The 14,430-nt window shown below is 40.0% G+C and carries 11 protein-coding genes; 9 read left to right on the top strand and 2 right to left on the bottom strand.

What is annotated here, in order from left to right:
* Positions 1–9: 9 nt before the first annotated feature.
* From miaA to PS1M3_RS15140, 7 genes are all read left to right on the top strand, one after another.
* Positions 10–927, top strand: coding sequence for a tRNA (adenosine(37)-N6)-dimethylallyltransferase MiaA (gene miaA / locus PS1M3_RS15170; protein WP_008128382.1), 918 nt, complete (start codon positions 10–12; stop codon positions 925–927).
* Between the two features lie 81 nt (positions 928–1,008).
* Positions 1,009–1,272, top strand: a complete 264-nt coding sequence (hfq, locus tag PS1M3_RS15165) for an RNA chaperone Hfq (protein ID WP_006791241.1) — start codon at positions 1,009–1,011, stop codon at positions 1,270–1,272.
* A 15-nt stretch (positions 1,273–1,287) separates the two neighbouring features.
* Positions 1,288–2,577: a ribosome rescue GTPase HflX gene (gene hflX / locus PS1M3_RS15160; RefSeq protein ID WP_008128385.1), complete on the top strand. Its 1,290-nt coding sequence runs from the start codon at positions 1,288–1,290 to the stop codon at positions 2,575–2,577.
* 100 nt (positions 2,578–2,677) lie between these two features.
* On the top strand, positions 2,678–3,838 hold the full coding sequence (hflK, locus tag PS1M3_RS15155; protein WP_006791239.1) for an FtsH protease activity modulator HflK: 1,161 nt from the start codon (positions 2,678–2,680) through the stop codon (positions 3,836–3,838).
* A 14-nt stretch (positions 3,839–3,852) separates the two neighbouring features.
* Positions 3,853–4,731, top strand: a complete 879-nt coding sequence (hflC, locus tag PS1M3_RS15150) for a protease modulator HflC (RefSeq protein WP_006791238.1) — start codon at positions 3,853–3,855, stop codon at positions 4,729–4,731.
* Positions 4,732–4,942: 211 nt separating this feature from the next.
* Positions 4,943–6,256 (top strand): adenylosuccinate synthase, encoded by a 1,314-nt coding sequence (locus PS1M3_RS15145; RefSeq protein ID WP_008128387.1) that lies wholly within the window; start codon positions 4,943–4,945, stop codon positions 6,254–6,256.
* A gap of 111 nt (positions 6,257–6,367) precedes the next feature.
* Positions 6,368–7,006 (top strand): tetratricopeptide repeat protein, encoded by a 639-nt coding sequence (locus PS1M3_RS15140; protein WP_008128241.1) that lies wholly within the window; start codon positions 6,368–6,370, stop codon positions 7,004–7,006.
* Positions 7,007–7,106: 100 nt separating this feature from the next.
* Here PS1M3_RS15140 and PS1M3_RS15135 read toward each other — a convergent pair whose 3' ends face one another.
* A complete protein-coding gene (locus PS1M3_RS15135; protein ID WP_006791234.1) occupies positions 7,107–8,948 on the bottom strand; it encodes a sodium:proton antiporter in 1,842 nt (613 codons plus the stop codon).
* Between the two features lie 832 nt (positions 8,949–9,780).
* Here PS1M3_RS15135 and proB point away from each other — a divergent pair.
* Together proB and PS1M3_RS15125 are read left to right on the top strand one after the other, a co-directional pair.
* The gene (gene proB / locus PS1M3_RS15130) at positions 9,781–10,887 is read left to right on the top strand and encodes a glutamate 5-kinase (protein WP_006791232.1); all 1,107 of its coding nucleotides are present in this window, start codon (positions 9,781–9,783) and stop codon (positions 10,885–10,887) included.
* Positions 10,884–12,131: a glutamate-5-semialdehyde dehydrogenase gene (locus tag PS1M3_RS15125; protein ID WP_008128245.1), complete on the top strand. Its 1,248-nt coding sequence runs from the start codon at positions 10,884–10,886 to the stop codon at positions 12,129–12,131. Before proB ends, PS1M3_RS15125 begins: the two co-directional genes overlap by 4 nt.
* A gap of 58 nt (positions 12,132–12,189) precedes the next feature.
* Here PS1M3_RS15125 and PS1M3_RS15120 read toward each other — a convergent pair whose 3' ends face one another.
* Positions 12,190–14,397, bottom strand: coding sequence for an EAL domain-containing protein (locus PS1M3_RS15120; protein WP_203985289.1), 2,208 nt, complete (start codon positions 14,395–14,397; stop codon positions 12,190–12,192).
* Positions 14,398–14,430 lie beyond the last annotated feature (33 nt).

Here is a 14,430-nt window from a genome sequence, read left to right as displayed (position 1 = left end):
GTGTTCGTGTTGAGTCAATTACCAGTTATATTTTTAATGGGTCCCACTGCTGCAGGTAAAACAGCATTGGCTATTTCTTTGTGCGAGCATTTAAATACAGAGATAATCAGCGTCGATTCAGCATTAGTGTATAAAGGTATGGACATTGGCACTGCAAAACCTGATTCAGAAGAATTGGCTCGCGCTCCACATCATCTTATTGATCTGCTTGACCCGAGTGAAACGTATTCTGTTGCAGATTTTAGACGTGATGCAATAAAAAAAATTGATGAATTTCATCAACAAGGTAAAGTACCTGTATTAGTTGGAGGTACAATGCTGTACTTCAAGGCACTTATTGACGGTTTATCGCCTCTGCCTGAGGCAGACCCAGCTATAAGGGCTCAACTTGAAGCAGAGGCTAGTGAGTTTGGCTGGCCACACTTGTATCAAGAACTCGTAAAAATAGATCCACAAGCGGCACAAAAAATGAGTGAAAACGACTCCCAAAGAATTAACCGTGCGCTGGAGGTATATCGATTAACCGGTAAAACAATGACTGAACTGCAAAAGCAAAAGCAGCCACCTTTACCGTATACTTTTCATCAATTTGCCATCGCGCCGCAAGAGCGAAGTGAATTACATCAACGAATTGAAGAAAGGTTTAAAATAATGATAGATCAGGGGTTTGAAAATGAAGTTTCGGCCTTATATCTACGTAAAGATTTACATCACAATATGCCTTCTATTCGTTGTGTGGGCTATAGACAGATGTGGGATTACCTTGCGGGTGAAGTAAGTCATGATGAAATGGTATTCCGAGGTATTGCAGCAACCCGGCAATTGGCTAAACGTCAATTAACTTGGTTGAGAAGTTGGCCTGATGTTACTTGGTTAACAACCGGCGATGAAGAAAACTTGCATCATGTAGTAAGTTCGCTAAGCTAGTAGTAGTTGGATATGATTTAGCTTTATTAAATGAGTTCAGCCACTTAATTATAATAACACCTAGAACGAAGGAAGAATAACATGGCAAAAGGCCAATCGTTACAAGACCCATTTTTGAATGCACTACGTCGTGAGCGCATTCCGGTATCAATCTTTTTGGTTAATGGCATAAAATTACAAGGTAAAATCCAGTCATTTGATCAATTTGTTATTTTACTTGAAAACACGGTAAACCAAATGGTTTACAAACACGCAATTTCAACAGTTGTACCTGCTCGCGCAGTCAACTTCCAAGGTGTTCAAGGGAGCGATGACACTGAAGAACCAGAAGCTGGAAACTTTTAATTAGGAGCGTAATGCTTGTTTGACCGCTATGAATCCGGCGAACAGGCAATTTTAGTTCATATCGACTTACCTAAAGAAGGGGATCGTGAAGATCTTCATGAATTAGAGATGTTGGTATCTTCTGCTGGTGTTAGTAGTTTGGCGGTTGTGCAAGGCAGCCGTCAAGCACCACATCCGAAACTATTCGTCGGTACCGGTAAAGCAGAAGAAATAGCTGAGATTGTCAAAATCCACAATGCAGATGTCGTTATTTTTAATCATCAACTCAGACCGTCACAAGAACGCAACTTAGAGCGCGTTTGTCAGTGCCGTGTGCTTGATAGAACGACCCTTATTCTTGATATTTTTGCTCAACGTGCACGTACCCATGAGGGTAAATTGCAGGTTGAATTGGCACAACTTCGTCATATGTCTACTCGGCTGATCCGAGGTTGGACTCACCTTGAGCGTCAAAAGGGTGGTATTGGTCTACGTGGACCTGGTGAAACTCAATTAGAGACCGATAGGCGTTTACTGCGCGTACGTATTCAAAGTATTCGTGCACGACTACAAAAAGTGGCTGTCCAGCGTGAGCAGGGTAGACGCGCGCGTAACCGTAATGAAATTCCAACGGTGTCGTTAGTTGGTTACACTAATGCGGGTAAATCTACATTATTTAATCGTATTACAGATTCTGAGGTTTATGCTGCCGATCAGCTTTTTGCGACGCTTGACCCAACACTGCGTAAACTGGAGTTGGGTGATGTTGGTCAAGTGATTTTAGCCGATACCGTGGGTTTTATCCGTCATTTGCCTCACGATTTAGTGGCTGCATTTAAAGCAACATTGACCGAAACACGTGAAGCCGATTTGCAGTTACACGTAATAGATGCTGCTGATTCGCGAATTAAAGAAAATATTGAACAAGTGCAATCTGTGCTTAAAGAAATTGAAGCCGATGACGTTCCACAGCTATTAATTTATAATAAAATTGATGCGCTTGATAATGTTGCTCCGCGTATTGATCGAGATAGTGAAGGTCAACCTATAAGAGTATGGTTGTCTGCACAAACGGGTGAAGGGTGTGAATTACTAAGCGAAGCCATTAGCGAGTTGCTTGCTAAAAAAATGTTTAGTGAAACGCTTTTATTAACCCCTTTATACGGGCGTTTAAGGGCTTCACTTTTTAGCTTAAATGCGGTGCATGAAGAGCGATTTGATGAACAAGGCAATTGGCTACTAGATGTAAGAATGCCAATGGTTGAATGGAATCGCTTAATTAAAGAATTTGGTCCTGAAATTGTTGGTTTTATCAACCAAGATTAAAAATTGACGTTTAAATGTCGGTTTTTGTATGAGAAACGCAGTAGATTTGATAGATTTAACACAATTTCCTAATTTATTTAGATAACAATGGAGTATAGCTATGGCCTGGAATGAACCGGGTAATAATGGCAATGACAAAGATCCGTGGAACAATAAAGGCGGACGTGATCAAGGCCCACCTGATTTAGACGAGGTGTTCCGTAAGTTTAGTAACAAGTTCGGCGGCTTATTTGGCGGTAAAAAATCCGGCAATGGAAGCGGTGGCGGACTTGGCGGAGCCGGTATTTCATTTATCCTCATTATCGCTGCCATTGTGTGGGCGTTAAGTGGTATTTATACGGTTAAAGAAGCCGAACGTGGTGTTGTTTTGCAGTTTGGTAAATATGACCGAATTGCTGAACCTGGTTTGCGTTGGAAAATGACGTTTATTGAAACGGTTATCCCAGTTGATATTGAAGCCGTTCGTTCACTGTCGGCGTCTGGTTTTATGCTTACTGAAGATGAAAACGTGGTAAGTGTTGAGTTTCAGGTGCAATACCGTGTTATTGACCCATACCTTTACAAGTTTAGCGTAACGAATGCTGATAGCAGTTTAGAAGAAGCGCTAGACAGTGCACTACGTTATGTTGTGGGTCATGCAAAAATGGACCAAGTTTTAACGAACGGTCGTGAAGAAGTGCGTCAAAACACATGGGATGAGCTTAACAAGGTAATCGAACCATACAATCTTGGTTTAATTGTTACTGATGTTAACTTTAAAGATTCTCGCCCACCTACTGAAGTTAAAGATGCGTTTGATGATGCGATTGCAGCACAAGAAGATGAAGAGCGTTTCATCCGTGAAGCAGAAGCGTATGCGCGTGAAATTGAACCGCGTGCACGTGGTCAAGTAACACGTATGACACAAGAAGCTGAAGGTTACCAAGAGCGTATTACACTGGAAGCGCAAGGTGAGGTTGCTCGTTTTGAAAAGCTATTACCTGAGTATTTAGCGGCTAAAGAAGTAACGCGTGAACGCTTATACATTGATGCAATGGAAGAAGTGTTAGGTAGCAGTTCTAAGGTGTTGGTTGATGTGAAGGGTGGTAATAACATGATGTACTTACCTCTTGATAAAATCATGGAAAAGCAAGGCACTGCAACACGTGTTGCGTTACCAAGCTCAAGTGACATTCAAGACTTAAGAAACAAAGTAAATACATCACGTAACAGCACCGTTAATAGCAGCAACGACCGCTTTAACAACGATCGCTTTAACTAGGGGAGATAAGCATAATGAAAAATTTTAGTTTAGTAATACTACTAGTTGCCATTGTGATGTCTTTCTCATCGGTATTTGTTGTACCTGAAGGGCAAAAAGCAATTGTGCTATTGTTCAGTAAAGTACAAAAAGATGACGATGATCAAGCGGTTGTTTATGGCCCAGGTTTGCATTTGAAAGTCCCATTTTTTAGCCAAGTACGTCGTATTGATGCACGTATTCAAACGCTAGATGGAACGCCAGATCGTTTTGTGACAAGTGAGAAGAAAGACTTAATTGTTGATTCGTTTGTTAAATGGCGTGTTAACGACTTTAGTGCTTTTTACTTACGTGCACGTGGCGACAAGCAATATGCTGAAACGTTACTTGAGCAAAAGGTTAATAACGGACTTCGTACTAACTTTGGTACACGCACAATTCGTGAAATTGTATCAGGTGAGCGTAGTGAGCTTATGGAAGAAGCATTAGTTCAAGCATCTGAAAGTGCCCGCGAGTTAGGTATTGAAGTGCTAGACGTACGTGTTAAGCAAATTAATTTGCCTCAAGAAGTAAGTAGTTCGATTTATCAACGTATGCGTGCTGAGCGTACTGCCGTTGCTAAAGAGCACCGCTCTGAAGGTCAGGAAAAAGCGGAGACTATTCGTGCTAGCGTTGACCGTCGAGTGACAGTTATGCTTGCAGACGCTGAACGTAACTCACGCTCAGTACGTGGTCAAGGTGATGCAGATGCTGCCGCTATTTATGCAAATGCATATAATAAAGATCCAGAGTTTTTCAGCTTTGTACGTTCTTTAGAAGCGTATAAGAAAACGTTTAAAGGTAAGCAAGACGTGATGGTACTTTCACCAGACAGTGACTTCTTCCAATATATGAAAGGCGCTAAAGCGCAGTAGACTATATTTATACTTTTAAAATTTAAAGCCCCGCACTTGCGGGGCTTTTTGTTGAATACAATCTACAACTTTAAATCACTGTTATATATGTGGTTATTTACTCATATTTTAATTTAATAATTCTTCGCAGAAAAAATAAGCTGAACAGGGGTGATCTTTGCTTGGGTTTTCTGGTAAAATCTCGTCCTAATTTTCTCTAAGTGAATTTACAATGGGTAAAAACGTTGTTGTATTAGGCACCCAATGGGGTGACGAAGGTAAGGGTAAGGTAGTTGACCTCCTTACGGACAAAGCATCTTTAGTAGTTCGTTATCAAGGTGGCCACAATGCAGGTCATACTTTAGTTATCGAAGGTAAAAAGACGGTTCTACACCTTATTCCATCGGGTGTATTACGTGACAATGTTAAATGTGTGATTGGTAATGGTGTTGTTTTATCACCAGAAGCGCTAATGAAAGAAATTGGCATGCTTGAAGAGCGTGGCGTACCAGTACGCGAACGTCTTTTAATAAGTGAAGCATGTCCGCTAATTTTGCCTTTCCATGTTGCATTAGATGTAGCCCGCGAAACAGCTCGTGGCGACAAGCCAATTGGCACAACTGGCCGTGGTATTGGTCCTGCGTACGAAGATAAAGTAGCACGTCGCGGTTTACGCGTAGGTGATTTATTTAATCCTGAATTATTTGCAGCTAAACTAAAAGAAGTTCTTGAGTACCATAACTTCACATTAGTTAATTACTACAAAGTAGACGCTGTAGATTTCCAAAAAACGTTTGATGATGCAATGGCTGTTGCAGATATCTTAAAAGCAATGGTTGTAGATGTAACTGAGCTTTTAGACCAAACACGTTTAGCAGGTGAGCACATTTTATTTGAAGGTGCGCAAGGTACATTACTTGATATTGATCACGGTACTTATCCTTATGTAACTTCGTCAAACACGACCGCTGGTGGCGTTGCAACTGGTGCTGGTTTTGGTCCACTAAACCTTGACTACGTGTTAGGTATTATCAAAGCGTACACAACACGTGTTGGTTCAGGCCCTTTCCCTACAGAGCTTTACGATGGCCTTGATAAGCAAGACCCAGTTGGTAAGCACTTAGGTGACAAAGGTCATGAGTTTGGTGCTACTACAGGTCGTCTTCGTCGTACTGGTTGGTTAGATGCAGTGGCAATGCGCCGTGCAGTTCAAATCAACAGTATTTCAGGTTTTTGTTTAACTAAGCTTGACGTTTTAGATGGCTTAGAAACACTTAAAATCTGTACTGGCTACCAGCTTGAAGATGGCACTGTTACAAACGTAACACCATTAGCTGCTGAAGGTTACGAGAAAGTAACTCCAGTATATGAAGAGATGCCGGGTTGGTCTGAAAATACTGTGGGTGTAACTTCACTTGAAGGCTTACCAAAAGCTGCAATTGATTACATCAAGCGTATTGAAGAAATCACTGGTGTTCCAATTGATATTATTTCTACAGGTCCAGACCGCGTAGAAACGATGGTACTTCGCAACCCGTTTGCTTAATTACCATAAATATAAAAAAAGCTGCTAAATGCAGCTTTTTTTGTGTCTAAAATTCACCTTGGAACGATCTTTGTATATTATTTAGTATGATAATTTTTGTACGTGGTGAACATGCGCCTATTTTTAAAAAGTTCGTTATTAGCTGTGCCCTTAGTGTCAGTGTCTTTATTTATATCTTCCAATACGTTAGCAGATGAATCACCTGCTGCAGTACCGCTATACACTGAATCAGAGCTTATCGCGTTAATAAATAAAAATGTGCATTTGCAGCGTGTAAAGGCAGATGATTGCCAGTTAGTTCAAGATATTGAAGCGCGAGCCAATAAAATGGCATTGCCATCCTATCAGTTTTTATATGGCGATATGCTTGCTTATAATGTGTGTGTTGAACGAAATGTAGAGCTAGGCGTGTATTATATGAGAAAGTCTGCTGAGCAAGGCTTAGCGGCAGCGCTTGAGCAGTTAGGTCGCTATTACGATACCGGAAGGCTAGTTCAGCAAGATAAAGCCATGGCTATTACGTATTTACGGGAAGCTTCTGCACAAGGTAACTTAAAAGCGCAGTTACGTTTAGTGAAGTTGTTTAATGATGGCTACGGTAGCCCACGGGATTTTGAAGATGCATATCGTTGGTTGTTTAATGCAATGGTAGCAGATAAAGCAACGCATAAAAAAATTGAAAACGCCCTAACTAAGCTTGCGCAAAAAATGCCTGATAGTGTCGTAGAGCGCGCTCGGTTACCTATGTAATACTAATCAAGAATAAACTTTAATTAAGTGAGTTGCTGTACATTTAGAAAAAAGCCCTAATAAAATTAGGGCTTTTTTGTGAGCATTATTTTAGTTAACTTTATTCTTTGTCTTTAGGTTGAGGGTCTTTTAATAACGACATTTTTGGGGGGTGCAGTGCAACAATACGCTCACCTTCTTGAGGCGGTTTGTCCATATTAAGTGTGAATGGTGTTACTTTAGCTGGTGTATCGTCATCGTTGTCTTTATCTCCTTTAAGAATAAATAAAGGGATAGCCTCAGGGTTCATTTCTAAGTATTGCTCCCAGCTAAACTCATCTGAAATACGTGTAGCACTTACTTTGCCGCCTTTAGCAATGACACTGCTTAAGCGAGCGTACGAACCTTCATCCCCAAATAATATTTGACGCGATAAAAATGTCGCACTGTCTTTGTTGGCTTTAGCGTGTGTTGTTGATGAGCGTAACGAAAACACGTTTTTTTCATTGAGTAAATGTGAAAAATACTGCACACCTAATGCATTGTGATGCCTGTTCGGTGAAAGCGCTAAAACACTTCGGATAGTTGTAAGCGGTAAGTATCGTTCAGCATGCTCTGATTGCGGATTACCATAATAGCAAGGCAAGCCATCCATACGTGCCATTTTGCAGTTTTCCCATGCAGGATCTGAAAGGTGGACAGGAATATTTTGCTCTTTTAAACCTCGCCCTATTGCACGTGACACATGGTTAGCCCCAATAATTAAAATAGTATTAGGTGATGGTTGACGCACACCTAGTAACTTAGCCACAGGGATTGCGGTTAGGCTTTGTAGTACAACAGTTATAATAATAACTGTAAAAATAAGTGGAACCATTTTTTCTGCATCAGCCACACCCGCTTCCATCATGCTAAGTGCAAACACTGAACCAACAGCGGCTGCTACAATACCCCTTGGCGCAATCCAGGCGAGTACTAAGCGAGATTTAATTGGTAAGTCGGTACCAAAGGTAGAGATAGCAATACATAAAGGGCGTGCTACGAATAACACAATCGCTAAAAAAATAAATACATCACTGTCTAACATCATTAAGTCGGAAAGCTGTAGACGGGCTGCGAGTAAGATGAAAAGCGTTGATATAAGAATCATCGATAAGTCTTCTTTAAACTCTAAAACAGAGTCTATTTCTAGGTCATCTTGATTCGCAAGCCAAATACCAAATACCGTTACGGCCAATAAGCCTGACTCATGGCTTAAGTAGTTTGATACAGAAAAGCTAATTAATACCAGCGCTAAAATACCAAACTTATGTAATTCAAATGGCAACCATTCTCGGCGCATTAATTGAGTTGTAACCCAGCCTGCTGCTACCCCTATTGTTAGACCAACTCCAACAGTTTTAACTAAAGCAACAATAGTATGGCTTAGTACCTCGCCTTGGCCTACTAACATTACTGCTTCAAATACCAGTACAGCAAACAATGCCCCGATAGGGTCAATAACAATCCCTTCCCAGCGTAGAATGCGGTCTATGTCTTGTGTGGGGCGCATGGAGTTTAGTAAAGGCGCTATTACTGTCGGGCCTGTTACCACAAGCACTGCGCCGAGCACAGCAGCAACCCGCCAATTGAGCTCAAGTAACCAATAGGCACTTAAACTAATTACAACACAGGTTGCAATCATACCAATGGAGCATAGGTTTCTGACTACTTTACCAATTCCCTTTAACTCCCTAAAGTGAAGGGTAAGGGCGCCTTCAAATAGAATAACAGCCACACTTAATGATACGACAGGGAAGAGTAAGTCGCCTAAAAGTGCATCAGGGTCTAAAACACCACTAAATGGCCCAAGTAACAGGCCAGTGAGCAATAAAAAAAGAATAGCGGGTACTCTAAATGCCCACGCTACCCATTGGGCAAGCACTGAGCAGAGTGCGATACCGGCTATGTAAATTGCTGACATAGATTAAGAATTCCTTATTATGATTTTATTTAAAGTATAACGATTTTAGTTGTTATTAAAGGGGTATACACGGGAAAATCAACTATTACTATTTAATTTTAGCCGCTAACAAAATATTAGTACGTATTAATTATGGTTAGCGTTGCTAAATATTTTATAAATTATCAATAACACCTTCTATCTTCATGATTTTAAAATAAAAAAGTTTGTTATTAAACGCTTTTTAATATGGTCGTTTGAATTTTAGCCTTGATCTTACGACCTAATTTAGCGTATTATACTTCGAGTTCGAATAATTAGGTATCTAATTAAATTATCTGGGAAATAAATTCATCGTTAATGTTACGGTCATATTTGCTAGGTATAATCGTTATTTAGAAGCTAGTTCAGTATTTGAACGCCTAAAATATAATTTATTTAATTACTTGATACGGTTTATCTCAAGCATTTAAAGTTTGAGTTGAATTGATATCTTTCAATGTTTAACCCCCATCGTGGCGGTTAAATCTCGGTCCTTTAGTCTTCACCCTATCTGTTGGTGTACCAGACTTTAGAGGCTCTATGTATGTTGTTAATAAAAAAGTCACCAAGGCTTTTTACAGCGATGCATAAACAACACTTTTTAAACTTTCTTATAGGCATTACTTTCACTGCAAGGTATCTGCTTCTTTATATCTGAGCTTAAATTTAAAGCCTTGTTTTTAGATTTTGGCTTTCTTGTGTGCGTTTAAAAGTGTTGCTAAAAAACACAAATTCGAAGCTACATATATTGGTAGCTATTTAGTTTAGCTCATTAAAACTGAGCACAGATAAAATGGAAAGTAGAAGACTTATGCAAAAGTTAAATTGGCGACGCATTGTTTTAAAAGTAGGTAGCGCACTTATTGCTCCAGATCAAGACGGTTGTCGTTCTCGTTACATTCTTACTATCGCACAGTTTATTGTTCGTTGTCGTGCTCGCGGCATTGAAGTGATTTTAGTTTCATCAGGTTCTGTTGCGGCAGGTTCGCATCTATTTCCATCAGACCAACCCCGTTCAGTTGTATTAAAAAAAGCAATGGCCGCCGCTGGTCAAACTGAAATGATTGCTATGTGGGACCGCTTTTTTGATTTTCCATCTGCCCAGCTTTTGCTAACTCATGGTGATTTGCGCGACCGAGAGCGCTATCAAAGTATTCGTGAAACCGTGTTTACATTATTAGAGCATGGTGTTTTACCTATCATTAATGAAAATGATGCGGTAACTACTGATGACCTTAAAGTAGGTGATAACGATAATTTATCAGCAATGGTTGCAGCAGCCGCTGATGCAGACGCTTTACTGATTTTTTCAGACGTAGATGGTTTATACGATAAAAACCCAAATCTTCATGACGATGCTGTTTTATTACCTGAAATAAAATCAATTGATGATTCTATTTACGCCATGGCAGGATGTGCTACTAGCGCGGTAGGTACTGGCGGTATGAAAACTAAAATAGAAGCAGCAGAAAAAGCAACATCACACGGAATCGCAACATATATAATTAATGGTTTTAAAGAAGAGACATTTAATCGTTTATTAGAGGGTGACAACCCTGGAACAATATTTTTACCATACGAAAAACCAATGCAAGATTCTGTTCATTGGATGACACACACTGCGAATGAGCAAGGTGAAGTTGTGGTAGATGGAACATTTGATGAATCAATCGAAGGTGAAACAGGCATAATTCGCGGCGATGAAATTGTTGAAGTACATGGTGAGTTTGCAATTGGCGACACCATACTCGTTAGAAGTGAAGATGGTACGCGTTTAGCTAAAGCGACCGCAAATTACAGTAGTTGTTTGTTGAATTTCATTGCAGACAACGAACAAAGTGAATTTAGTGAAAAAATGCAGGATTCTATTGGACCTGTTATTTCAGAAAAAGATATCGCATTATTGGAGAAGTCATGAGTTTAATTACGGATATTTCGCGTCAGGCAGCTAAAGCTGCAAATACACTTGCTTTACTCGACACCGAGACAAAAAACCAAGTGTTAACAGAAATGGCTGCGGCATTAAGAGAGCAAAAAGCATTTATAATTCAAGAAAACGAAAGTGATTTAAGCGCTGCGCGCGACAACAATTTGCCTGCGGCAATGGTTGATCGTCTAACTCTGAACGATGAGCGCATAGAATCGATGGCTGAAGGGATAGAAGTTATAGTAAGCCTGGATGATCCGGTGGGTCAGCTTCGTGAAATCACGGAACGACCTAATGGTATTAAAATTCGTAAAATGCGCGTACCACTTGGTGTTGTTTGTATGATTTATGAAGCACGCCCTAATGTGACCGCAGACGCTGGTGCTTTGTGCTTTAAATCGGGTAATGGCGTTATTTTACGCGGTGGTAAAGAGGCGCTCAAAAGCTCACAAGCGATTGCCAGTGTAATGCACAGTGTACTTGAAAAGCACAACTTACCCGTTTCATTAATCTCGGTTATTCCAGATCCCGATCGTGCACTTCTTATGGAGTTGATGCAGCAACGTGATAGCATCGATTTAATCATTCCTCGCGGCGGTGAAGGGTTGATTAACTTTGTTACCGAGAACAGTACCATTCCTGTTATTCAGCATTACAAAGGCGTATGTCATTTGTATGTCGATAAAGACGCAGACCTAGAGGTTGCGATTAATTTATTACTTAATGGTAAAACACAACGAACGGGTGTATGTAATGCACTTGAAGGTTTGGTTGTACATGAAGATATCGCAGATGAGTTCCTAAATTTATGTGCGGTAGTACTTCGTCAAGAAGGTGTAAAGATCAATGCTGATAGCTTTGCTGCCAAATACTTCGATAATGCAACTGTTTTAGCTGATGATGAGTTTGGTGAAGAATACCTAGACTTAGAAATCGCGATACGCGTAGTACCTACATTTTCAGCCGCTGTTGAGCATATTGCTCAATTTGGCTCAAATCACACAGAAGTGATTTGTACTAAAAACCAAGCCGCAGCTGAGTTATTTCAACGTAGTGTAGATGCGTCAGTTGTGATGGTGAATGCATCGTCTCGTTTTTCTGATGGTTCACAGTTAGGATTGGGTGCAGAGATAGGCATTGCTACATCTAAGCTTCATGCGTACGGTCCTATGGGGCTTGAATCACTCACAACAGAAAAATATTTAGTGAATGGCGAAGGTCAAGTTCGCGAATAAATTTTATATTAATTTTACAAAAGCCGAGCATAGCTCGGCTTTTTATTTTTGATAAAAATCACTTTAATTTAGCTAGCCAATCGTTTACTGGCTCAGGTTTATGCAAGTGATAACCCTGTAGTATCACCTCCGGGTATTCCTGTAGTAAATCGAAGTGTGATTGGTTTTCGACACCCTCTGCAACAACGTCTAATTCAAATAAACGTCCCAAACTCACAATCATATCTATTATTAGTTTGTCATTTTTATTTGTTGGCGCTTCGAGCACAAAAGAACGGTCTATTTTAAGCTCTTGAATTGGTAATTGCTTTAAATATGTGAGGCTTGAATAGCCAGTTCCAAAGTCATCAATTGATACTTTTACACCCAACTTTTTGAGGTTATGCACAGCTTCAATAGCAGAGTCCATATTATTTAGTAGCGTACCTTCAATAATCTCTATAGTGAGTTGCGACGCAATAACATTATTAATTGTTAGCTGTTCAACTAAAAAGGCTAAAAAGCGTGGCTCATGGAAATGTCGACCACTTATGTTTATTGATAAACTTAAGTGAGGGTGTGTTTGATTAATCTTAGCTAATGTTTTTAAGGCATTTTCACATACCCAGCAATCTAAGTCATAAATAACGTCAGACTCTTCAGCAATAGAAATAAACTCACCGGGGCTAATAAAGCCTTTTGTCGTGTGTTGCCAACGAAGTAAAACCTCAGCTCCTTTTAAAATTTGATCACTATCATATTGAGACTGTAAATGAAGCGATAACTCGTTATAAGCGATTGCTTTGCGTAGGTCTTGCTCAATTTCGAAACGTCTTTTTGCTTGTTCACCAAATGAGGTGTCAAAAAATGTAACTCGGTTACCCCCTTTCTCTTTTGCTTTATAGCAGGCAGCTTCACAGTTTCTGATAGTCTCGATAGCGCTTTCCCATTGCCCATGTTGCGGGAATATGTACATACCAATACTTACTGTTAGGCTAACTTCCTTTAAATCAACAAAAAAAGGCAGTCTTACGGATGTAAGAATTTCTTGTGCTTTTTTCTCTGCAATAATTTGAGCCCTAGCTCTGCCAATGCCTTTATCTAGGACAGACAACGTTGCAAAGGCATCGCTTCCCAAGCGGGCAATAATATCATTATTATCAGTATTTTCATGGATACGCTTCGTTAGTTCTTTTAGGACATGGTCACCGGCTAGCAGGCCCATTCCATCATTAAACGAGTGAAACCCATCTACATCGATAATAAAAATATAGGCAAAATTTTTGTCAGTGGAACAGCTTTGTAATTGCTGCTCTAACTGCTTTAAGAAGCTGTTACGATTAGGTAGGGCGGTTAATTCGTCATGCCAAGTTAAGTAATCTATTCGCTCCTGAGTCACTTTTAGGCTTGATATATCGCTAAATACACCGATGTAGTGATCGTTGGTATCGTGTTCATTTTTTACAAGGCTTAACGTTAGCAGTTCAGGGTATAACTCACCACTTTTGCGTCGGGTAACTAACTCACCACTCCAGTAGCCGGCTTCACTTGCGTGTTGCCATACTTGTTCAAAGTTTATATTTGGCTGGTTATTTTGTTTGATATCGTGAATATGCATATTCAACGAATCAGCTTCATCGTAACCCGTGATGCGGCAAAAAGAAGGATTAACCGCGATTATTTTGCCTGTACTGTTAGTTATCACAACACCGTCAGCTGTACTCGTTAGTGCGTGAAAAAAGAGTTGATGTTTAGATGATAACTGCTTTAATTCTTTTTCTCTAACATCCAGCTCCATTGCTAAAGATTCTATTTCAAGCAGCTTGTCATGTAGGTCAAAGTTTTTCTCTATTAATCGGTCTAGCATACCTTGTGCTGTTATATGTGTACGAATGCGAGCTCTGACCAAGGCTAATTTATAAGGCTTGTGAATATAATCTATGGCGCCCATAGCAAAGCCTTTTTCTTCAGACTCTTCTTCTGTAAGCGCCGTAACAAAGATGATGGGAATGCCTTTTGTTTTGGGTTTCCCTTTTAGTATAGTGCACACTTCATAACCATTCATTCCCGGCATCATTATGTCGAGTAAAATTAAATCTGGACGGGTAGACTCAATAAACGTTAGAGCTTGCTCTCCACTTGTCGATATTCGAACATCGTAGTCGGTTGAAAGCCCTTCTACCAAAACATGTAAGTTACTTGGTTCGTCATCAACAATTAGAATTAAAGGCTTTTGTCGCTGCGCTTTTTGTTCACTTTTATTTATGGTGGAATGAGTTAAATGCACTGTTAATCCTTTTTACATAGTATTTAAATTCTG

Origin of the sequence: Pseudoalteromonas sp. PS1M3 (assembly GCF_016865405.1) — a bacterium.
GTDB classification, from domain to species: Bacteria; Pseudomonadota; Gammaproteobacteria; order Enterobacterales; family Alteromonadaceae; genus Pseudoalteromonas; species Pseudoalteromonas marina.
Note: the sequence above shows the minus strand (reverse complement) of the source record. Positions and strands in the feature narration are given on the sequence as shown.